At 64.3% G+C, this 19,196-nt stretch carries 16 protein-coding genes, 1 tRNA gene and 1 pseudogene; 11 read left to right on the top strand and 7 right to left on the bottom strand.

Going from position 1 to position 19,196, the window contains the following annotated elements; genetic code table 11:
* Positions 1-40 precede the first annotated feature (40 nt).
* From IF803_RS32695 to IF803_RS32660, 8 genes are all read left to right on the top strand, one after another.
* Positions 41-865, top strand: coding sequence for an alpha/beta fold hydrolase (locus IF803_RS32695; protein WP_461194932.1), 825 nt, complete (start codon positions 41-43; stop codon positions 863-865).
* A 301-nt stretch (positions 866-1,166) separates the two neighbouring features.
* A complete protein-coding gene (locus IF803_RS32690) occupies positions 1,167-1,595 on the top strand; it encodes a DUF2948 family protein (protein ID WP_028333715.1) in 429 nt (142 codons plus the stop codon).
* 137 nt (positions 1,596-1,732) lie between these two features.
* A complete protein-coding gene (gene hisD / locus IF803_RS32685) occupies positions 1,733-3,028 on the top strand; it encodes a histidinol dehydrogenase (protein WP_461194930.1) in 1,296 nt (431 codons plus the stop codon).
* Positions 3,025-3,531: a UPF0262 family protein gene (locus IF803_RS32680; protein WP_016841326.1), complete on the top strand. Its 507-nt coding sequence runs from the start codon at positions 3,025-3,027 to the stop codon at positions 3,529-3,531. The genes hisD and IF803_RS32680 overlap by 4 nt, the downstream gene beginning before the upstream one ends.
* A gap of 114 nt (positions 3,532-3,645) precedes the next feature.
* Positions 3,646-4,110, top strand: a complete 465-nt coding sequence (locus tag IF803_RS32675) for an arsenate-mycothiol transferase ArsC (protein WP_304497425.1) — start codon at positions 3,646-3,648, stop codon at positions 4,108-4,110.
* 198 nt (positions 4,111-4,308) lie between these two features.
* On the top strand, positions 4,309-4,938 hold the full coding sequence (locus IF803_RS32670; protein ID WP_018269043.1) for a Maf-like protein: 630 nt from the start codon (positions 4,309-4,311) through the stop codon (positions 4,936-4,938).
* A gap of 461 nt (positions 4,939-5,399) precedes the next feature.
* Entirely contained in the window at positions 5,400-5,594 is a 195-nt protein-coding gene (gene yacG, locus IF803_RS32665; RefSeq protein WP_028338928.1) for a DNA gyrase inhibitor YacG, read from the top strand.
* Between the two features lie 140 nt (positions 5,595-5,734).
* Positions 5,735-5,810: transfer RNA gene (locus IF803_RS32660), tRNA-Phe, on the top strand.
* 38 nt (positions 5,811-5,848) lie between these two features.
* Here the strand turns inward: IF803_RS32660 and IF803_RS32655 are convergent.
* From IF803_RS32655 to IF803_RS32645, 3 genes are all read right to left on the bottom strand, one after another.
* On the bottom strand, positions 5,849-7,597 hold the full coding sequence (locus IF803_RS32655) for a TRAP transporter large permease (RefSeq protein WP_461194928.1): 1,749 nt from the start codon (positions 7,595-7,597) through the stop codon (positions 5,849-5,851).
* A complete protein-coding gene (locus tag IF803_RS32650; protein WP_461194927.1) occupies positions 7,594-8,262 on the bottom strand; it encodes a TRAP transporter small permease subunit in 669 nt (222 codons plus the stop codon). Before IF803_RS32650 ends, IF803_RS32655 begins: the two co-directional genes overlap by 4 nt.
* Positions 8,263-8,350: 88 nt before the next feature.
* Positions 8,351-9,490 carry a TRAP transporter substrate-binding protein gene (locus tag IF803_RS32645; RefSeq protein ID WP_304497422.1) on the bottom strand — a complete coding sequence of 380 codons (1,140 nt, stop codon included), beginning with the start codon at positions 9,488-9,490 and terminating at the stop codon, positions 8,351-8,353.
* A 104-nt stretch (positions 9,491-9,594) separates the two neighbouring features.
* Here IF803_RS32645 and IF803_RS32640 point away from each other — a divergent pair.
* Positions 9,595-9,869, top strand: a pseudogene (locus IF803_RS32640) (transposase); the annotation flags it as partial.
* Positions 9,870-10,605: 736 nt separating this feature from the next.
* Here the strand turns inward: IF803_RS32640 and IF803_RS32635 are convergent.
* Both IF803_RS32635 and IF803_RS32630 read right to left on the bottom strand, forming a co-directional pair.
* Positions 10,606-13,266 (bottom strand): excinuclease ABC subunit UvrA, encoded by a 2,661-nt coding sequence (locus IF803_RS32635; RefSeq protein WP_461194926.1) that lies wholly within the window; start codon positions 13,264-13,266, stop codon positions 10,606-10,608.
* A gap of 633 nt (positions 13,267-13,899) precedes the next feature.
* Positions 13,900-14,352 (bottom strand): hypothetical protein, encoded by a 453-nt coding sequence (locus tag IF803_RS32630; RefSeq protein ID WP_028338923.1) that lies wholly within the window; start codon positions 14,350-14,352, stop codon positions 13,900-13,902.
* Between the two features lie 1,329 nt (positions 14,353-15,681).
* Between IF803_RS32630 and IF803_RS32625 the strand changes: the two genes are divergently transcribed.
* Both IF803_RS32625 and IF803_RS32620 read left to right on the top strand, forming a co-directional pair.
* Entirely contained in the window at positions 15,682-15,891 is a 210-nt protein-coding gene (locus IF803_RS32625; protein ID WP_461194925.1) for a hypervirulence associated TUDOR domain-containing protein, read from the top strand.
* Positions 15,884-16,447, top strand: a complete 564-nt coding sequence (locus IF803_RS32620) for a DUF488 domain-containing protein (RefSeq protein WP_461194924.1) — start codon at positions 15,884-15,886, stop codon at positions 16,445-16,447. Before IF803_RS32625 ends, IF803_RS32620 begins: the two co-directional genes overlap by 8 nt.
* 41 nt (positions 16,448-16,488) lie before the next feature.
* Here the strand turns inward: IF803_RS32620 and IF803_RS32615 are convergent, their stop codons facing one another.
* Together IF803_RS32615 and IF803_RS32610 are read right to left on the bottom strand one after the other, a co-directional pair.
* Entirely contained in the window at positions 16,489-17,643 is a 1,155-nt protein-coding gene (locus IF803_RS32615) for a caspase family protein (protein WP_461194923.1), read from the bottom strand.
* Positions 17,644-17,811: 168 nt separating this feature from the next.
* Positions 17,812-19,044: a hypothetical protein gene (locus IF803_RS32610; protein ID WP_461194922.1), complete on the bottom strand. Its 1,233-nt coding sequence runs from the start codon at positions 19,042-19,044 to the stop codon at positions 17,812-17,814.
* Positions 19,045-19,196 lie beyond the last annotated feature (152 nt).

Here is a 19,196-nt window from a genome sequence, read left to right as displayed (position 1 = left end):
CGCCGAGAACCGATACATTTGGCAGAAGAGGAGCGATCAAATGCCCACCATCACCACCAAAGACGGCGTCGAGATCTTCTACAAGGATTGGGGCTCGGGGCAGCCGATCGTGTTCAGCCACGGCTGGCCGCTGTCGTCGGACGACTGGGACGCGCAGATGCTGTTCTTCGTGGGGCACGGCTTTCGCGTCGTCGCCCACGACCGCCGCGGCCACGGCCGCTCCGCCCAGGTCGCCGACGGTCATGACATGGATCACTACGCCGACGACCTCGCTTCCGTCACCGCGCATCTCGACCTGAAGAACGCCGTTCATGTCGGCCATTCCACCGGCGGCGGTGAGGTGGTGCACTACATCGCCCGTCACGGCGAGAGCCGGGTGGCGAAGGCGGCGATCCTGAGCGCGGTGCCGCCGTTGATGGTGCAGACGGCGAACAATCCCGGCGGCCTGCCGAAGTCGGTGTTCGACGGCTTGCAGGCCCAGCTCGCCGCCAACCGCTCGCAATTCTACCGCGACCTGCCGGCCGGGCCGTTCTACGGCTACAACCGGCCCGGCGCAAAACCGTCGGAAGCCGTGATCCAGAACTGGTGGCGGCAGGGCATGATGGGCGGCGCCAAGGCGCATTACGACGGCATCGTCGCGTTCTCGCAGACCGACTTCACCGAGGATCTGAAGAAGATCAACGTGCCGGTGCTGGTGATGCATGGCGACGACGACCAGATCGTGCCCTATGCCGACTCCGCCCCGCTCTCGGCCAAGCTTCTGAAGAACGGCACGCTGAAGACCTACAAGGGTTTTCCGCACGGCATGCCGACGACGGAGGCCGAGACGATCAACAAGGATCTGCTGGCGTTCATCAGGGGCTGAGGCGCGGGGCTGCGTGCTGCACCGCGCCGGTCTAACGCGTCCTCGGCGAACAGGATTCGCTCTGGACGTCCACCAACTCGTCATGCCCGGGCTTGTCCCGGGCATCCACGTTTTGGTGCTACGTGAAGAAAGGCTTGATGGCCGGGTCAAGCCCGGCCACGACGATATGTCGGAACTCCGTCGACGCTGTATGCAACTGCCGGGCGGCGAAGGCGCCGTTTGGGCGGAGCCGGTTCCTCCCAGCACGAATTCCATTGGCCGTCTGGTACCTCCCGGGCCGCGAGGCGTTATAACCACCGTCATGTCCCCGCCCGCGCCGCTGAAACTGATCGCCCTCGATGCCGATGACCTCGCGGTCATCTCGGCCCATGTGCAGGACGCCCGCGTCCAGCCCTCCGACATCGTCTGGCGCCAGGACGAGAAACGGCTCGTGGTCGGCCTGAACCGGCTGGACTGGGAGCAGACCCTGTCGGGCGGCACCTGCTCGCGCCGGCTGATCGCCGCGCTCAGGTTCGACCGGGTGCTGGCATGCAAGTCGCGCAATATCGACCTGGAGGCCCCGGAGGCCACCCTGGAACTGCTCGGGATCGAGTTCTATGCCTCCGACCCGCCGGGCGGCAGCGCGCTCCTGATGTTCGGCCATGGCGGAGCGCTGCGGCTGGATGTCGAGTGCCTGGAGTGCGAATTGACCGATCTCGGCACCGACGATCTCGGCGTGGCGCCGGGGTAGTTATGCCGTCGTCCCGGCCTGGTGCGCAATTGCGCCCCAGGCCGGGACGACAGCAATTTCAGCTCCCCCCAAGGGTTGACGGCCATTATCCGCCGCGCCATTGAGCAGGGACCCGAATTCCTCCTAAGAAAGCCGTCATGCCCGTTCGCCTGGACCGACAGAGCGCCGATTTCGAGCAGCGATTCCGCGATTTCCTGGCGGCCAAGCGCGAGGTGTCGGCCGACGTCGAGCGCGCCACCCGCGCGATCGTCGACGACGTGGCGGCCCGCGGCGATGCGGCGCTGCTCGAGGCGACCAGAAAGTTCGACCGCCTCGATATCGACGCAGCGGGCCTGCGCATTACCGCAGCCGAGATCGACGCCGCGGTTGCGGTCTGCGACCCCAAGACCGTCGAGGCGCTAAAATTCGCGCGCGACCGGATCGAGACCTTTCACCGCCGCCAGCTGCCGAAGGACGAGCGCTTCACCGATGCCGCCGGCGTCGAGCTCGGCTGGCGCTGGAGCGCGGTCGATGCGGTCGGGCTCTATGTGCCCGGCGGTACCGCGGCCTATCCGTCCTCGGTATTGATGAATGCGGTGCCGGCCAAGGTCGCCGGCGTGCCGCGCGTGGTGATGGTGGTGCCGGCGCCGGACGGCAAGCTCAACCCGCTGGTGCTCGCCGCCGCCCATCTCGGCGGCGTCTCCGAAATCTACCGCGTCGGCGGCGCCCAGGCGGTGGCGGCGCTGGCCTACGGCACCGCGACGATCGCGCCGGTCGCCAAGATCGTCGGCCCCGGCAACGCCTATGTCGCCGCGGCCAAACGGCTGGTGTTCGGCAAGGTCGGCATCGACATGATCGCCGGTCCCTCCGAGGTGCTTGTCATCGCCGACGACACCGGCAATGCCGACTGGATCGCGGCCGATCTCCTGGCGCAGGCCGAGCATGACGTCAGCGCGCAGTCGATCCTGATCACCGACAGTGCACGGCTCGCCGCCGACGTCGAGCGTGCGGTCGAGGCGCAGCTGGCGACCTTGCCGCGCGCCGAGATCGCCCGCACCTCGTGGAACGATTTCGGTGCCGTGATCAAGGTGGCAAAACTCGACGACGCGGTCGAGCTCGCCAATGCGATCGCGGCCGAGCACCTTGAGATCATGACCGCGGACGCCGAGGGCCTGTCGAACAAGGTCCGTAACGCCGGGGCGATCTTCCTCGGGGCCCACACCCCGGAGGCGATCGGCGATTATGTCGGCGGCTCCAACCATGTGCTGCCGACCGCGCGCTCGGCGCGGTTCTCGTCGGGCCTCGGGGTGCTTGACTTCATGAAGCGAACCTCGATCCTGCGGTGCGGGCCGGATCAGTTGCGTGCGCTCGGGCCCGCCGCGATGACGCTCGGCCAGGCCGAGGGTCTCGATGCCCATTCACGTTCCGTCGGATTGCGCCTCAACCTCTCATGAACAAGCCACCAGACGACGAGGATTCCAACAATCGCATCGTCGCGGTGACGCTCGACGAGGAATCGATCGGCCGTTCCGGGCCCGATATCGAGCATGAGCGCGCGATCGCGATCTACGATTTGATCGAGCAGAACCTGTTCGCGCCCGAGGGCGCCGCCGGTCCGGGGCCCTACACCCTGCATATCGCGATCACCGGCAACCGGCTGATGTTCGATATCCGCAAGGAGGACGGCGCGCCGGTGGTCGCGCATCTTTTGTCGCTGACCCCGTTCCGCCGCGTCGTGAAGGACTACTTCATGATCTGCGACAGCTACTATCAGGCGATCCGGACCGCGACGCCGGACAAGATCGAGGCGATCGACATGGGCCGCCGCGGCATCCATGACGAGGGCTCGCGCACGCTGCAGGAGCGGCTCAAGGGCAAGGTGCGCGTCGATTTCGAGACCGCGCGACGGCTGTTCACGCTGATCACTGTGCTGCACTGGAAGGGTGAAGGCGCATGATCCCGAAAAGTGGATACCGGTTTTCGGATCAGATTATGCGCCAGAAGAAGAGGCGCATGATCGGTGACGCGATGATTGACGGGGGCGTGCCCCGATCGAAAAAAGCCTGATCGCATGGAAGCGCCGCGCGCGCGCAACCCCCAGGCCGTGCTGTTCGCATGCGGCCTGAACAGCGTGCGGTCGCCGATGGCCGAAAGCCTGCTGCAGCAGATGTTTCCGCAAGGCCTCTATGTGCGCTCGGCCGGGGTGAGGAAGGGTGAGCTCGATCCGTTCGCGGTCGCCGTCATGGCCGAGCTCGGCCAGGACATTTCCAGCCACAAGCCGCAAACCTTCGAGGAGCTCGAGGACTGGGAGGGGCTGAACTTCGATCTCATCATCACGTTGGCTCCTGAAGCCCATCACAAGGCGCTCGACCTCACCCGGACGCTCGCGGCCGACGTCGAATACTGGCCCACCGTCGATCCGACCGGCACCGAGGGCTCGCGCGAGCAGAAGCTGGCCGCCTATCGCGAGGTCTGCGACGGTCTCCTGCTGCGCATCCGCCGCCGCTTTGCCAAGGCCGGCGCGGCAAACCTGTGAGGCTCCGTGAGGTGACGGGACCAGCGTGTTCCGATTCGCAGAACCGCCGCTTGTCGCCAGACTGACAAACAGCTGTGCTTATGGGGCCTTGTCTCCAGGCGGGGGCGCGATTCGCGGCCGGTTCCAAGGTTGTGCATCCATGCCCCATCCGATAGGTTCCGCCCGCGTCCGTCCCCCCGATTCAGCCCAAAAGCCCGCATGCTAGGCCGTCCCAAATTCGTTCTTGCTTCCGGTTCGCCGCGGCGGCTGGCCCTGCTCAACCAGGCCGGCATCGAGCCCGATGCGCTGCGCCCGGCCGATGTCGACGAGACCCCGCGGCGGGGCGAGTTGCCGCGCGCCTGCGCCAACCGCCTGGCGCGCGCCAAGGCCGACGCGGCGCTGAAATCGGTGCATCTTGACGACGACCTGCGCGGCTCCTTCATCATTGCCGCCGACACCGTGGTGGCGGTCGGCCGCCGCATCCTGCCCAAGGCCAATCTGGTCGACGAGGCCGCGCAGTGCCTGCGGCTGCTGTCGGGCCGCAATCACCGCGTCTACACCGCGATCTGCGTGGTGACGCCGCGCGAGGCATTCCGTCAGCGCCTGGTCGAAACGCGCGTGCGCTTCAAGCGGCTCAGCGAGGACGACATCCAGGCCTATATCGGCTCCGGCGAATGGCGCGGCAAAGCCGGCGGCTACGCGGTGCAGGGCATTGCCGGATCGTTCGTGGTCAAGATGGTCGGCTCCTACACCAATGTGGTCGGCCTGCCGCTCTACGAGACCGTGACCCTGCTCGGCGGCGAGGGCTTTCCGATCCGCCACGGGTGGCTCAACTCCGTCGCGGTGTGAGGTATCCACTTTCGCGCATCGAAGATGCGATACGGGTGGGGCTCTTTCCGCCTGAACGACTCGCGGTGAGACCCCACCCCAACTGCTCCACATCGTCATAGCCGGGCTATGGAACGAGACCGATAGCCGGACGCGATAGCTTGCCGCAGGGGCGCGCTGCCAAAATATCGAAAACAACCCCATGCAAAGGAGCCGGCGGCCCGGGCTTCGCCACGGCAGCTTGACTCGTCGGGCAAATCAGCGGCATTCTTCCATTATCCAGAAATCGCGGAGACGCCCTACGCTCCGAGGCTATCGCCCTGCGCTTGCGGGCGAGGTCGCCGTCTCGAGCCACGAGGCCAAGCACCTGCGCGGCCGGCGAAGACGCATATGCGATTGCCCTACCCGCAAGCCGAGAGGGAGCGCAGCGGAACATGCGGCCGCCTCCGCAATTGCCAGATGATATAGACTTCGTCCCAGCCATGACTGACCAAGCCCGAACGCCCAAGGCCATACCTTCTGCCACCCCGCGCGCCTGCCCGATCTGCGGCAAGCCCGTCGAGCAGGCCTTCCGCCCGTTCTGCTCGCCGCGCTGCCGCGACGTCGACCTCAACCGCTGGCTGACCGGCCGCTATGTCGTTCCCGGCCGCGAGGACGACGCGGAAGACCCGGAATAGCCAAGATTTCCCAACAAGTTGGGGAAAGAGTGCCGGGCGGGCCGCGCCCGGCGAAGCGTTTCGCGAAGCCGGGTGGACACGACGCTCCGACCTCTCTATAAACCGCCCGCTCGCTCCGGCCTTTTCGGCCCCGCGGGTATGCCCAGGTAGCTCAGTTGGTAGAGCATGCGACTGAAAATCGCAGTGTCGGTGGTTCGATCCCGCCCCTGGGCACCATTTCCGTTTGACAAGCGCCCGGTGCTCCCCGCTGCGCCTCAACCCGCGTACAGATAGTTCGGCAGCCACAGCGTCATGCCCGGCCAGAGATACATGATCACCATGCACAGGATCACGATCAGCATGTAGGGCATCATGCCGGCGAAGATCTGGTTCAGCGTAACGTGCTTCGGGGCGACGCCCTTGAGATAGAACGCCGACATCGCGACCGGCGGAGACAGGAACGCGGCCTGCAAGTTCACGAACACCAGCGTGCCCCAAAGGATCGGATCGATGTTGAAGTGCTTCAGCATCGGCAGGAAGATCGGCACAAAGATGATGATAATCTCGGTCCATTCGAGCGGCCAGCCCAGCACGAAGATGATCACCTGCGACAAGATCATGAACTGCACGGGCGTCATGTCGAGCGAAAGCACCCAGCTTTCCAGCAGCGCCTGACCGCCGAGAATGGCGAACACCGCCGAGAACAGCGCCGAGCCGACGAACAGCCAGCACACCATCGCGGTCGTCTTTGCGGTCAGGAACACCGCTTCCTTGGTGCGCTTCCAGTCGAGCGTGCGGGCGTGGAAAGCGAGGATGAAGGCGCCAGCGGCGCCGACGCCGGCGGACTCGGTCGCGGTCGTGATGCCGAACAGGATCACCCCCAGTACCACGACGGTGAGGATGCCGAGCGGCATCACCGACGACGTCAAGAGCTTCAACACTTCGAAACGTTCGCCGTCCATGCGCAAGTAAGAGCGCGCCGTCCACGCAGCCAGCACGGCGGCTGATATCGCGAACCAGATGTAGAACTGGGTGTCCGGTCCCTTTCCGGCGGCCGACAGCTCCTTCGGCTCGACCGGGCTGCCGAGCTGCTGCAGGCCTTCGACGGCTCCGCTCGCGGCGCCGGGCTGCTGGTGGATCACGACGTACCACCAGACCGTGCCAAGCGCGGCTGCGGTCATCAGCAACGGCACCAGCGAAATGAGGAAGTTCTGCACGATCGCGCCATAGCCCATCGGCTTGCCGTCGATCCGGAGCGTCTTCGCCTTTGCGGGCGAGAGCAGTGCCTTGAACAGGCCGACGAACAGGTTCGGCGAATACAGCGTCGCGAAATTTCTGATCCATTCGGGCACGTTGACGCGGGTCTGTTCCTCCGGCAGCGGCGGGGCGATCTTCGGGTTGATCATCGCCCAGCCCACGACATAGACGAGGTAGAGGAACGCCAGGAAGAAGCCGGGAAGCATCGCCGCCGCATAGAGCTTGACCACGGACTGGCCGGCGACCGCGGCATAGACGATGATCATCACCGAAGGCGGGATCAGGATGCCGAGCGTGCCGCCCGCGGTGATGACCCCGGAGGCGAGCTTCACGTCATAACCGGCGCGCAGCATCGGGTTGAAGGCGATCACGCCCATCAGCACCACCACCGCGCCGACGAGCCCGGAGGCGATGCCCCAGAACGTGCACACGATCAGGGTCGCAACCGCGAGCGAGGCGGGCAGGCGGCGGAAGGCGAGCTGGATCGAATAGAACATCTTGTCGACGAGGGCGCCGCGCTCCATCACATAGCCCATCAGCACGAACAACGGGATGGAGATCAGCACGTCGTTGGTCATCGCGCCGTAGGTGCGCTGGACCATCAGCTCGAAAACCTTGTTGTGCGTCCAGTTCTGCGACGGGTCGTAGAAGGCGATGAAGCCGAAGAACATGCCAAGGCCCATCAGCGTAAACGCCGTGGCAAAGCCCATCATGATGACGACGACGATGAGCGTCAGCATCAACAGGCCGAGCGCGGGATCGCTCATGTGTTCAGGTCCCCGCCCATGCCGCGCTGCCGCGCAATTTCATCGATGCGCGCGGCGCCCTCGATGGCGAGCTTGCGCGATTCCTCGTCCACGAATTCAGAGTGCGCGAGCTGCTCCCCGATGACGTCGGTCTCGGCGACGTCGGCAAGCCGGCTCGGCCATTCGCCGGTCTTCAGGCACACGATGCAGCGGATGATCTCGCCGATGCCCTGCAGCATGATCAGCGCGCCCGCGATCGGGATGACGGTCTTGAAGTGGTATACCGGCGGGCCGTCCGCCGTGACGTTGGAATGCTCGTTGATGTGCCAGGAGTCCGCGGCGTAGAAGTAGCCGGCATAGATCAGCGCGGCGATGCCCGGGATGAAGAAGACGAAGTAGAGAACGAGGTCGAGCGCGGCCTGCGTGCGCGGGCGCATCGAGGAGTACAGGAAGTCGCCGCGGACATGGGCGTTCTGCGCCAGCGTATAGGCGCCGCACAGCATGAACAGCGACCCATACAGCATGTTCTCGGCGTCGAAGATCCATGCCGTCGGCATGTTCACGGCATAACGCTTGAATACCTCGATGCAGACGACGCTCATCAGGACGATCATCAGCCAGGCGGTCGCCTTGCCGACCCAGGTGGAGATGCCGTCGATCGTGTGCAGCAAACGCTGTACGCTCATGTGATACGGTTCGGCATAAGAAACGATCCCAACATAGCACAGCGCCCCGTCGGGGGGCGGACGGCGCCTTGCCGGCTTTAGCTCGCCATCAGAGTTTCTTGGCCGCGGCGTTTGGCCCGAAATAGTGATCGTAGGCCATGCGGCGGCTCACCACCGTGTCCTGCTCCCACTGCGTCGCGCGCTTGGCGAACTCGATCTGCGACTGCACGATCTCCTTGAACAGGGGATTTTCCGCCGCCTTCTTCTTCACCACGCCATCATAGATCTCGAGCTGCTGCTTCAGGATGGCGTCGGGCGTCTTGTAGAACTTGACGTTGTCCTTGGTCTGCAACTCGACGTAGTCCTTGGAGTAGCGGTCGATCGCCTTCCACGACATATCGGCCGAAGCCGCGTCCACCGCGTTGGCGATGATCGCCTTCATCTTCTCCGGCAGCGCGTTGTACTTGTCCTTGTTGAACGTGATCTCGAACTGCTCGGCGTTCTGGTGATAGCTCTGCAGCATGCAGACCTTGGAGACGTCGGGGAAGCCGAGCACGCGGTCCGAGGTGGCGTTGTTGAATTCCGCCGCGTCCAAGAGGCCGCGGTCCATGGCAGCCACGATTTCGCCGCCGGGCAGAGCGTTCACGGCTGCGCCCATCCCTGAGTACACGTCGATGGAGATTCCGACGGTGCGAAACTTCAGCCCCTTGACGTCGTCGGGCTTGGTGATCGGCTTCTTGAACCAGCCGAACGGCTGGGTCGGCATCGGACCGTAGGGGAACGAGACGACATTGGCGCCGATCGATTCATAAAGTTTTGCGAGCAACTCCTTGCCGCCGCCATAGCGGTGCCAGGCCAGCAGCATGTTGGCGTCCATCGCAAAGCCCGGTCCCGAGCCCCAGAGCGCCAGCGCCGTCTGCTTGCCGTAGTGATAGACCAGCACGCCATGGCCGCCGTCGAGCACGCCCTTGGAGACGGCATCGAGCAGCCCGAAGGCGGGCACGACAGCGCCTGCCGGCAGCACTTCGATCTTGAGCTCGCCGCCGGTCATGTCGTTGACCTTCTTGGCGTAGTCGAGGGCGTATTCGTGGAAAATGTCCTTTGACGGCCAGGTACTTTGCCAGCGCATGCTGATCGGCCCCTGGGCGCTGACGACGCTCGGCGCAGCTACCGTCGCGGCGGCCCCCGCAGCAGCGACCTTGAGAAAGCCGCGGCGGCTCGAAGTGCTGCCCTTGTTTGATTTGGTCATGGCTGCCTCCTCCCCTTTGAAATAGCGGTCCTTTGCGGATCGGCCCTTTTTTATTGGAACAAGTCAAAGTCTTGCGCAGGGGTTTGGCAAGAATGTTCGGAATGATGCGACGCTACGACGCGGACTGCAGTGATGACGCGCCACACGAGGACCGACCACGGAGGCGTAGCCGCCTTTCGGAAGAGCAGATCATCGGAATTTTGAAAGAGCATGAGGCCGACGTTTCGGCCGCCGATCTGCCGCAAGCATGGCGTCAGCGACGCCAGCATCTACAAATGAAGAGCGAAGTTCGGCGGGATGGAGGTGTCGGAGGTCAAGCGGCTGAAGACGCTGGAGGACGAGAACACGGCTGAAGCGGTTGCTGGCCGACGCCATGGTCTGGACGGCATGTGTGGTCCACCCCGTCCATGCATGGTGTCGTGACGTCGTGGGTGACGATTTCAGTTGCATGAATGTATCCGGCCTCTCGCGAGTGGACTGCTGTTGCAGAGATCCCGGCACGCGGTTCATGCGCTGACGCCTTAAATTATATAGTTATTTCAATAGCATATGAGTTCAAATTTTTATTCCGAATGGCGCACCAATCCCCCGATGCGATCGTAGCCAGCCATCCCTCCACGCAGACGCTCGTCCCGGCGTAGCCCGAAGGGCGAAGCCGGATGGTTCGATTCCGCCCCCGGGGCACCAGAATTCCTACGCCCAACCTGTCGGTGGCTCGATTCCGCTCCCTGCACGAGATGTAGCGGTATTGGCGCAATGTGACACCTCTGTGTGAGTAGGATTTTGAGTAGGGCAGATTTTCCGCCGGGGCCGCCTACTCACGAAAGGGGTGGCGGGTCGATTCCCCTTTTGCAATCGAGCGGTCGCAGATTTTCTAGCGCATGCTTCAATGAGGGGCATGTACAGGTACGTCGTGTGCAGTCACTCGACAGCCGACGGATTCCAATTTGTCTTCACGCCCGCGAAAGAGCCGAGGCAGCACGATTTATTGCCCCGATGATCGTAGCGATCCAACCCACAAGGCCAAACACATTCAAATCCTTTCATGATTGCCCCTGGTGGCAAATCGAGCCGCCATGCATCGTACAACGTCTTCGACGACGGCTCCAAATCCGCTACAGAGCTACTTTCAGATAGGGTGCGGTCAAGCTGCCTTTTGCGTCGGCAACTTCACGCGGAACGCCGCCGGCGATAACGCGACCGCCGTCTTCGCCGGCCCCGGGGCCGAGATCGATGACCCAGTCCACCTGCGCGATGACCCGCATGTCATGCTCGACGACGACGACGGTGTTGCCGGCGTCGACAAGTCCCTGCAGTTGACGCATCAGGCGGTCAACGTCGGCGGGATGGAGGCCGGCAGTCGGTTCATCGAGCACATAGAGTGTACTGCCGTGCTGCGCACGCTGGAGTTCGGTCGCCAACTTGATCCGTTGCGCTTCGCCGCCAGAGAGTTCCGTCGCCGGCTGGCCCAACCGCAGGTAGCCAAGCCCGATCTCCCGCAACACGGTGAGCGGCCGCAACACCTGCGCTTCGTCGGTGAAGAACTGGCAAGCCTCGTCGACGGTCATCTGAAGCACTTGCGCGATGTTGCGGCCATGCCATTCGATCTCGAGCGTCTGCGGATTGTAGCGGCTGCCGTTGCAGGTCGAGCAGGGCGCATAGACGCTGGGCAGAAACAGCAACTCGACCATCACAAAACCTTCGCCCTCACAGGTCGGACAGCGCCCTTGCGCGACGTTGAACGAGAATCGACCTGCGCTGTAGTGGCGCTTTCGCGCCATGGGCGTGGCGGCGAAAAGCTGGCGTACATGATCGAACAGGCCGCTATAGGTTGCCAAATTCGAGCGCGGCGTGCGCCCGATCGGCTTCTGGTCCACCTGGACAAGGCGGCGGATGTGGTCCATGCCGCCAACAATGCGCCCTTCGGCGGCCGCCTGCGTCACCGCAAGCAGAGGATCAAGCTCGTCCTCGTCCGACGCGGCGAGCGGCCGCCCGAGTCGTTCGCTCACCAGTTCAGGGAGCGCCTGGCTCACGAGACTGGATTTGCCAGAGCCCGAAACGCCGGTGACCGCCGTAAAGCAGGCGACCGGAAATGCGACATCGAGACCATGCAGGTTGTTGCGCGTCACACCTTCCAGCCGCAGCCAGCCCTTGGGCGGTCGGGGCGTGCGCTCGACCGCAGCCGGTTTGCCGAACAGATAGCGGCGGGTGATCGAGGCCTCGACGTCTGCCAGCCCCGCAGGCTTCCCGCTATAGATGACGCGGCCGCCCTTCTCACCGGCTCCCGGGCCCACGTCCACCAGCCACTCGGCACGGCCTATGAGATCGAGATCGTGCTCGACGACGAACAGCGAGTTGCCCGCGGCCTTGAGGCGTTGGAGGATGGCGAGCAATGCCTCGCCATCCGCCGGATGCAGCCCGGCCGAGGGCTCGTCCAGCACATAGACGACACCGAACAGGTGCGAAGATAGCTGGGTCGCAAGTCGCAGGCGCTGCAGCTCGCCCGACGACAGCGTTGGCGTGCTCCGGTCCAGCGACAGATAGCCGAGCCCGAGATCGGTGAGCGGCGCAAGGCGCTCGAGCAATTCCGAAGCCAGACGTTGGGCGGCGATACGCTTTTCTTCGGAAAGATTCGGGGTGCGGCGGATGTCTGGCGCACTCTTGTGCGCCGATCCGCCTGCGGCGACCCGGCGCTCGATCGCAGCACTACGCGCCTTTTTGTCGAGGACGCCGGCGTGCGAGTATTCTTGCGCGCCCGTCTGCTCGCCGCGCGCAACGGGCGTCAGCAATTCCGCCAGTTTCAAGAACGACAGCTTCCCGAATTCGGAAATATCGAGCCCTTTGAATTTCACCGACAGTGCCGCGCGCGTCAGCCGCTTGCCGTGGCAGGTCGGGCATTCCTGGCCGATGATGAACTGCGTGACACGCTTTTTCATCAAGGGGCTTTTTGTGTTGGCGAACGTATCCAGCACATAGCGCCGGGCACCCGTGAACGTGCCCTGATAGCTCGGTTCAAAGCCGCGCTTGATCGCGACGCGCGTTTGCTGCGGCGTGAGGCCTGCATACACCGGCACGGTCGGTTGCTCGTCCGTGAACAGAATCCAGTCGCGGTCCTTTTTCGGCAGATGGCGCCAGGGCGTGTCCACGTCGTAGCCAAGCGACACCAGAATATCGCGAAGATTCTGTCCGTGCCATGCGGGCGGCCAGGCGGCGATTGCGCGCTCGCGAATCGTCAGCGAGCTGTCCGGCACCATCGTTTTCTCGGTCGCGTCGTAGATCCGGCCGAGTCCATGGCAAGTGGGGCAGGCCCCTTCGACGGTGTTCGGCGAGAAATCCTCGGCATAGAGCATCGGCTGATTCCGCGGATACTCGCCGGCGCGGGAATAGAGCATCCGCACCAGGCTCGACAGTGTCGTCACGCTGCCGACCGACGAGCGCGCGTTCGGCGAACTCCGCTGCTGCTGCAAGGCAACCGCCGGCGGCAATCCGTCGATCGAGGTCACGTCCGGAACGCCGGCCTGGTCGATCAACCGGCGTGCATAGGGGGCGACCGATTCCAGGTAGCGGCGCTGCGCCTCGGCATAGAGAGTGCCGAATGCGAGCGATGACTTGCCGGATCCGGATATGCCCGTAAACACCACGAATGCGTCGCGTGGAATGTCGACGTCGACATTCTTCAGATTGTTTTCGCGCGCGCCTCGTACCCTCACACAATCGGATCGCTCTGCAAGTTTGTCCCGAGCGGCGGTCAATACCGGGTCCGGATCTCCGTTCATGTCACGCCTTTCCGGGGCGGCATCCCGTTTGGGTGGTCGCTCGTCTTTTCGTGCTCATTCGAAAGATAACGGCCGATAAGAGACTTGAGGCGATCAAAAAAGAAACTGGAGGCACTGTAACAGGGAGCGATACGCGAAATACTGCCAGACGCGACGATTATTGCGGTTAACTGTCGCTCCGCGTTGTCGGAGATCCAGCCGATGAACCGCGTTTCACCGCCCTCCGGAATGCCTTCACCGCCGAGGCGCCATTTAGACAGGGGCTTCCGAGCGCCCGTAACCTGTCGCAGCTGCAAAGTGGTTGAATTTCGAGCGGAGGGCTCGTAAATTATAGTGTAATTTCAATGATATAAGAGTTCATAGTTTTATTCTGGAGGCGCACCATCCCCTTGACGCTACCGTAATCTGCAATCGCTCCACGCAGGCGCTCGTCCCGGCGTAGCCCGGAGGGCGAAGTCGGATGGTTCGATCCCGCCCCTGGGCACCATCCCCTTGATGCTTCCGTAATCGGCAATCGATGCGCTGACAACTCGCGCGCGAACGCGACCTTCGGCCGCGCCGCCGATGTCGCCGCGACCGACAGGAGATGAGCCAGGCGGCCCTTGCAGGCCGCCTGGCTGAGAGCAGACAAGCCTATTGGCAGAGATGCTGGAGTCCGTCGGACCCCTTGAAAGTGGTACCGGGCCTGCAGACGATCCCATTGTGCGAGGCGTAGCTGTTCCAGTCGCCGTTCCACGCGTAGTAGTCGCCATATGCGGCGGGTCGATCGTAGGTGTCGTATGCCGCGTAGGAATTGCGCCAGCCGCTGAAGGGAGCGGTCGCGATCGCCGCGGCTGTTCCGACGGCAGCGCCCGCCACGCCGGCGGCTGCCCCCACCGGTCCCACCGGTTCGCGATAGGCGGTTCGCCGCTGATAATAGCCTCGCCTGCTGTCGTACGGGCTCCCGGCTCCTCTATTGAGGCAGTTGGCGTTGGCGAACTGAGATGAACAGGCGGCCGGGTTGGAGAAGACCGCTTGCGCCGACGCGGGGCTCGAAACTGCGGACGCCACTATCACGGCCGCGCCAATGATTCTCAGGTTCATCATGCGTTGCTCCCTAGATTGGTTTGCTTGCGACAGGGCTCGCTAAAGCCACACCGGAACGTTCCCGGTTTTTCTCGCATCCAACCAAATGCAACCTCAGGAAGAGGTTCCTGCGCGCCTCGCACGACGCATCAAATCGACGTGACTGATGGACGATTGAAGGATGACTTCAGCGAAGCTGCACAGGCGCGGCGTAGTGCCGACTGAAGATGGGCCGAGCGACACGACAGGAATCAAAATGCCGCTCCCCGTCGGCGAAGGCGCAAAGCTGCGTTCGATGATGACGCCTTCGCATATACGGGGAAGTCTTCGCAAATACGGGAAAGTCCGGCCTTTGTATCAATTGGTAGAAAAGCGCTATGGGCGAGCGCGATGACGATCCTGATCGGTTTCGGTGATCAGGATCGCGCGGACTTCGACGCAGAGCGGCCCATTGCGGAGCGACGCCGCCACAGACCTCGTTGCCGAACTCGTTCGCGCAATCCGGGCCCAAGTTGATCAGGCGGTCCGCGATCTCGAACTCGGCGGAGATGTGATTAGCCCGGCATCGCGGACGCGGAGATGCCTAACAGACCCTCACACTCTGCTGGACATACGCGTAACCGTTCCACACGTTTCGCGTCTGATAGCAGGAGTTATAGGCCGTCGCGGCTCCGATGGCTGCGCCAGTCGCCAAACCGGCCGCGGCAGCTCCGGGGCCCCAACCGCCTCGATAGTAACCGCCACCGCGGTAATAGCCGCCGCCGGCCCAACGCGCGCGGCCGCCGTGCCAGCCGCCGGCATGCCATCGCGTGCCGCCGCCGTGCCAACCAGGCCGCATGCCTCCGCCGTGGAAGTGAGCCGATCGAGCGCCGGCTCCCCCGCGCCGGGCCTGTGCGTCATAAGGAAGTATCATTGCTGCCGATGCGATGAAGCTGAGAACCAGCAAAGCCTTGGTTGGTCGCATGTCCGGACTCCTTGCAAGGGTGTCCCGATCAATCCCGCTGAACGTGCTTCGTTCCGTTGGTTCAACTACGTGCCACGCTGGCACGAAATGCATAAGGCGGTGGTTGCAGCAGAGCATGGCAGCAGGCCTCTCTGCGACGCTGAACATCTCCTCATGCCCGCTCTTCGAAGACGTTCGACCGCAATTAAAGGAAAACATCAACCTCCAGGATGGACGGTCCGCGCGATCGCGCGCTTGAGCATCGGAACCGCTTCTGCGAAGTTCCGGCAAGCGCGAGGTGGGAACCTCGCCGATTGCCAGCTCGTTTGGCCTGGCGGTGCTTTTCCGGAGTGGCCAATTGACACTGTACTGTGCGAGCAATTCCGCGCCTGAAGGAGGCTTCAAGCATGGCCAGGAAATTCAAGGTCGGCGATCACGTCAGCTGGAATTCCGAGGCCGGCCGCGTCTCGGGCACCATCATCGCGGTTCACACCAGCGATTTCGACTACAAGGGGCACATGCACCGCGCCTCGGAGGCCGATCCGCAATACGAAATCAAGAGCGACAAGACCGATCACGTCGCGGCCCATAAGGGCAGCGCGCTGCATCATGCCTAGTAAAGACGTGGCGCTTCCGTTCTTCACGATCGGTCATTCCACCCGCAGCCTCGAGGATTTCATCGCTCTCCTCGGCACGGCTGCGATCGAGCGCATCGTCGACATCCGAACGGTGCCGCGGTCGCGCACCAATCCGCAGTTCAACAAGGATACGCTGCCCAAGCCGCTCAAGGCCGCGGGCATCTCGTATGAGCATCTGGCCGATCTCGGCGGGCTCCGCGGCAAGGCGCGAAGCGTGGCGCCGTCCGTCAATGGATTCTGGAGCAACGAGAGTTTTCACAACTACGCCGACTATGCGTTGTCGACGCAGTTTCATGCGGCGTTCCGGCATCTGCGCGAGGAAGGGCGGCGGCAACGCTGTGCGATGATGTGCTCGGAAGCGGTGTGGTGGCGCTGCCACCGCCGCATCGTCGCCGACTATCTGATCGCGTCCGGCGAGACCGTCGTCCACATCATGGGGGAGGGGCGCCTCGAGCCCGCCCGCCTCACCGAAGGCGCCGTCATCCAGGGCGACGGCACGGTGGTCTATCCGGCGACGGGTGAACTGGATTTATGAAAGGGGCGAGGCTTCCCGCTGCACCATCGCGCCGCGCCCACTCACTCCACGCTGCGCTTCCAGTAGCCGGTGCCGAGCTTGCCGGTGATCACGGCAGTTGAGTCGCGGATCTCGTAGGAGCCGCCGTCGCTGTAGTTCCTCAGTCCTCGCAGAGCATGCAGCGTCCAGCGGCCGTTGGCGAAGCTGACGGTGCCTTCGTGCGGACGCGCGGCGCGGGAGGGCTCGGCGTGGAATTGGTAGGTGCCGTCGGTCATGATCCGCCAGATCCAGCGCGACTGGCCGCGACCATCCGGCACCATGATCTCCCAGGTGCCGACCAGCGCGGGATCGATCGCGCCGGCTGACGTCGTCGATGGCGCCGACAATGCGGCGGCCGCCGGCGCGATATTCGTCTGTTTCGCGGCGGCGGCGTCGGCCGGCGGCGCGGCAACGAGATAGATCGCCTTGCGCGACAGCGAGCCGTACACAAACGGCTGCTGCGCGTTGCGCGTCGCCTCCATCACGTCGTCGCGGACGTTGCGGAACATGAAGGTGACCTCGACGCCCGGCGTCTCGATGTTGCGCAGCAGCGCCGCGGCGAACGGGCTGTTGCGGCCGTCGCCGTCGAGCGCAATGGTGCCGTCGCGGGCGGCATAGGCGACCAGCACGTTGCCGACCGGCTCGATGCGGCCGAGCCCGCTGCCGGCAGCGGCGCGGGTGGCGAGTGAGCGGCTCATCTTCGTCGCGAACGGATTGTTGCGGCAGGCATCGAGGATGACGAGGCCGAGACTTCCGGTGTTGGAGACCTGCAGCATCACGCTTTGCAGGCTGATCGCTTCATTGGCGGCGTCGGTATCGCGCTTCAGTTCGGCATCGATCGGGATCAGCCAGTTGTCGCCGTTGATCTCCATGCCATGGCCGGCGAAGTACACCGCCGCCATGTCGGCGCCGGCGGCATTGCGCCCGAATGCGATCAGCCCGCGCCGCATCTCGTCGAAGCCTGCATTGGTGATGAGCGTCACGGCAAAGCCGAGGCGCTTCAGCGCGGCGGCGATATCGCCGGCATCATTCGGCGGATTGGACAGCGCCGGCACGCTTTTGTAGGTGCCGTTGCCGATCACCAGCGCCACCCGCTTGCCGTCGGCTGCAGCCGGCGCGGCGAAGCCTGCAAGCGCCGCGGCAACGGCCAGTCCCGAGACAAACGCGCGGCGGTTCATGCTGGCCCCGATCGGAGGTGACGGGTGCAGCGTATCGCAGCCGTCGCGAGGTGGCCACGGAAATGGCAATCAAGCGTAGCCCGGATGAGCTCCGCGATATCCGGGGAAGACCGTTGGTGCGGGCCCCGCATGTCGCTGTGCTCATGCGGGCTACTAGCTGCGCGTGGATCAGGCCGCCTGCTTCGGCGTCCAGACGCCGGCGGGCACCGGCTCGGCCGGCAACAAGCTGGCGCCGGCGGCGCCCGCGATCGACATCGTGATCTCGTGGATGTCCTGCACCGACCGCTGCATCGAGAAGCGCGGATAGAGCTCGCGCAAGGTGGTCGCGGCCGCCGCTTGCGCCGCTGAGGGATCGGCCAGCACGGCCTCGACGGCGGCGGCGATGCTCATCGTGTCCTGGCCGAAGCTGAAGCGGGCGAGATGCGGCATCTCCGCGGCCGAGAAGCGGTTGGCGTCGAACACCGGCACGGTGCCGGCGCCGAGCGCGAAGAACACCCGGTCATGCACCGACAGATCGATATTGGGATTGAGCGAGACCGCGGCGAGGTAACTGCCGAGGCCTTCGCGCATCGCATCGAAGGTCATCGCGCCGAGCACGCGGGCCGGACGCCCGCTGACGGCGAGATCGCTCCAGCCGCCGCCGATGAAGTCGACCGGATAGTCGGCGAGCACCGCACCCACCTCGCGGGTGCGCACGCCTCGTGTGTAGTTGTCGAGCCGGGTCAGGATCACGTTGAACAGGTCGCCGCCGGGCTTCAGATAGACCAGATGCTGCTCGGCGACGTCGACGATGATCTTCGGAAACGCGCCGCAGGTCTTGCCGCGCGCCTCGGCGATTGCGTCGAACAGCAGCGCGAACAGCTTTGGCGGCATCGTCTTGCGCCAGCCGCGCTCGAGCGCCACCGGATTCCAGCCGGACTTGGCGAAGATCAGCCGGCCGTTGCGCTTCTCGGGCGGCAGGCCGCCGAAGAAGCCGGGATCGGGAATGCCCATATGGGTCGCGAACACGGCGCCATTGGCCCCCAGATGATCGCGGTTGAATGCGGCGTGGTCCGGAAACACGTAGCCATGCGCGGTGTAGCGGCTCTCGAGTCCGTGGCGCCGGGCGAAATAGCAGGGATGATCGCAGAACCAGGTGAAGACGGGGATCTGGGCCACGTCCCAGAACAATCTGCCGTCCTTGGTGTGGATATCCAGCCCGATGCCGGAGAAGCCGAGCGCCATGGTCTCGGCGCGCCGCGGCAGCAGGGCGTTGAGCCGGGCCGAGAAATCCGGCGCCAGCAGATCGAGCATCTTGACCTCGTGCCCGAGCCGGTCGAGTTCGGCGGCCGCCATCGCCAGGATGCCGCGCAGTGAATCATAGGTGGTGTTGCTGGAATACAGGACGCAGATCACGGACATGGGACCTCCGCGCTTGATGGGGTTGCTGCTCGCGCGGGCATTTCCGTCGCCCTGCATGCTGCCAGTTGAACGGCCGAGTCGGCCGTTCCGGGCTCGGAATTATCCTGATGGGCGGATTTATTTCGCCGGAAACCGCCGTGCCGTCACGTTGA

The sequence above is a fragment of the Bradyrhizobium sp. UFLA06-06 genome (assembly GCF_054820065.1).
This window is presented reverse-complemented; position numbering and strand designations above follow the sequence as displayed.

What these genes read in the sequence shown, in the direction of transcription:
- IF803_RS32695 (WP_461194932.1), top strand. Translation starts at nt 41, where the DNA reads ATGCCCACCATCACCACCAAAGACGGCGTCGAGATCTTCTACAAGGAT.
- IF803_RS32690 (WP_028333715.1), top strand. Translation starts at nt 1,167, where the DNA reads ATGTCCCCGCCCGCGCCGCTGAAACTGATCGCCCTCGATGCCGATGAC.
- hisD (WP_461194930.1), top strand. Translation starts at nt 1,733, where the DNA reads ATGCCCGTTCGCCTGGACCGACAGAGCGCCGATTTCGAGCAGCGATTC.
- IF803_RS32680 (WP_016841326.1), top strand. Translation starts at nt 3,025, where the DNA reads ATGAACAAGCCACCAGACGACGAGGATTCCAACAATCGCATCGTCGCG.
- IF803_RS32675 (WP_304497425.1), top strand. Translation starts at nt 3,646, where the DNA reads ATGGAAGCGCCGCGCGCGCGCAACCCCCAGGCCGTGCTGTTCGCATGC.
- IF803_RS32670 (WP_018269043.1), top strand. Translation starts at nt 4,309, where the DNA reads ATGCTAGGCCGTCCCAAATTCGTTCTTGCTTCCGGTTCGCCGCGGCGG.
- yacG (WP_028338928.1), top strand. Translation starts at nt 5,400, where the DNA reads ATGACTGACCAAGCCCGAACGCCCAAGGCCATACCTTCTGCCACCCCG.
- IF803_RS32655 (WP_461194928.1), bottom strand. Translation starts at nt 7,597, where the DNA reads ATGAGCGATCCCGCGCTCGGCCTGTTGATGCTGACGCTCATCGTCGTC.
- IF803_RS32650 (WP_461194927.1), bottom strand. Translation starts at nt 8,262, where the DNA reads ATGAGCGTACAGCGTTTGCTGCACACGATCGACGGCATCTCCACCTGG.
- IF803_RS32645 (WP_304497422.1), bottom strand. Translation starts at nt 9,490, where the DNA reads ATGACCAAATCAAACAAGGGCAGCACTTCGAGCCGCCGCGGCTTTCTC.
- IF803_RS32635 (WP_461194926.1), bottom strand. Translation starts at nt 13,266, where the DNA reads ATGAACGGAGATCCGGACCCGGTATTGACCGCCGCTCGGGACAAACTT.
- IF803_RS32630 (WP_028338923.1), bottom strand. Translation starts at nt 14,352, where the DNA reads ATGATGAACCTGAGAATCATTGGCGCGGCCGTGATAGTGGCGTCCGCA.
- IF803_RS32625 (WP_461194925.1), top strand. Translation starts at nt 15,682, where the DNA reads ATGGCCAGGAAATTCAAGGTCGGCGATCACGTCAGCTGGAATTCCGAG.
- IF803_RS32620 (WP_461194924.1), top strand. Translation starts at nt 15,884, where the DNA reads ATGCCTAGTAAAGACGTGGCGCTTCCGTTCTTCACGATCGGTCATTCC.
- IF803_RS32615 (WP_461194923.1), bottom strand. Translation starts at nt 17,643, where the DNA reads ATGAACCGCCGCGCGTTTGTCTCGGGACTGGCCGTTGCCGCGGCGCTT.
- IF803_RS32610 (WP_461194922.1), bottom strand. Translation starts at nt 19,044, where the DNA reads ATGTCCGTGATCTGCGTCCTGTATTCCAGCAACACCACCTATGATTCA.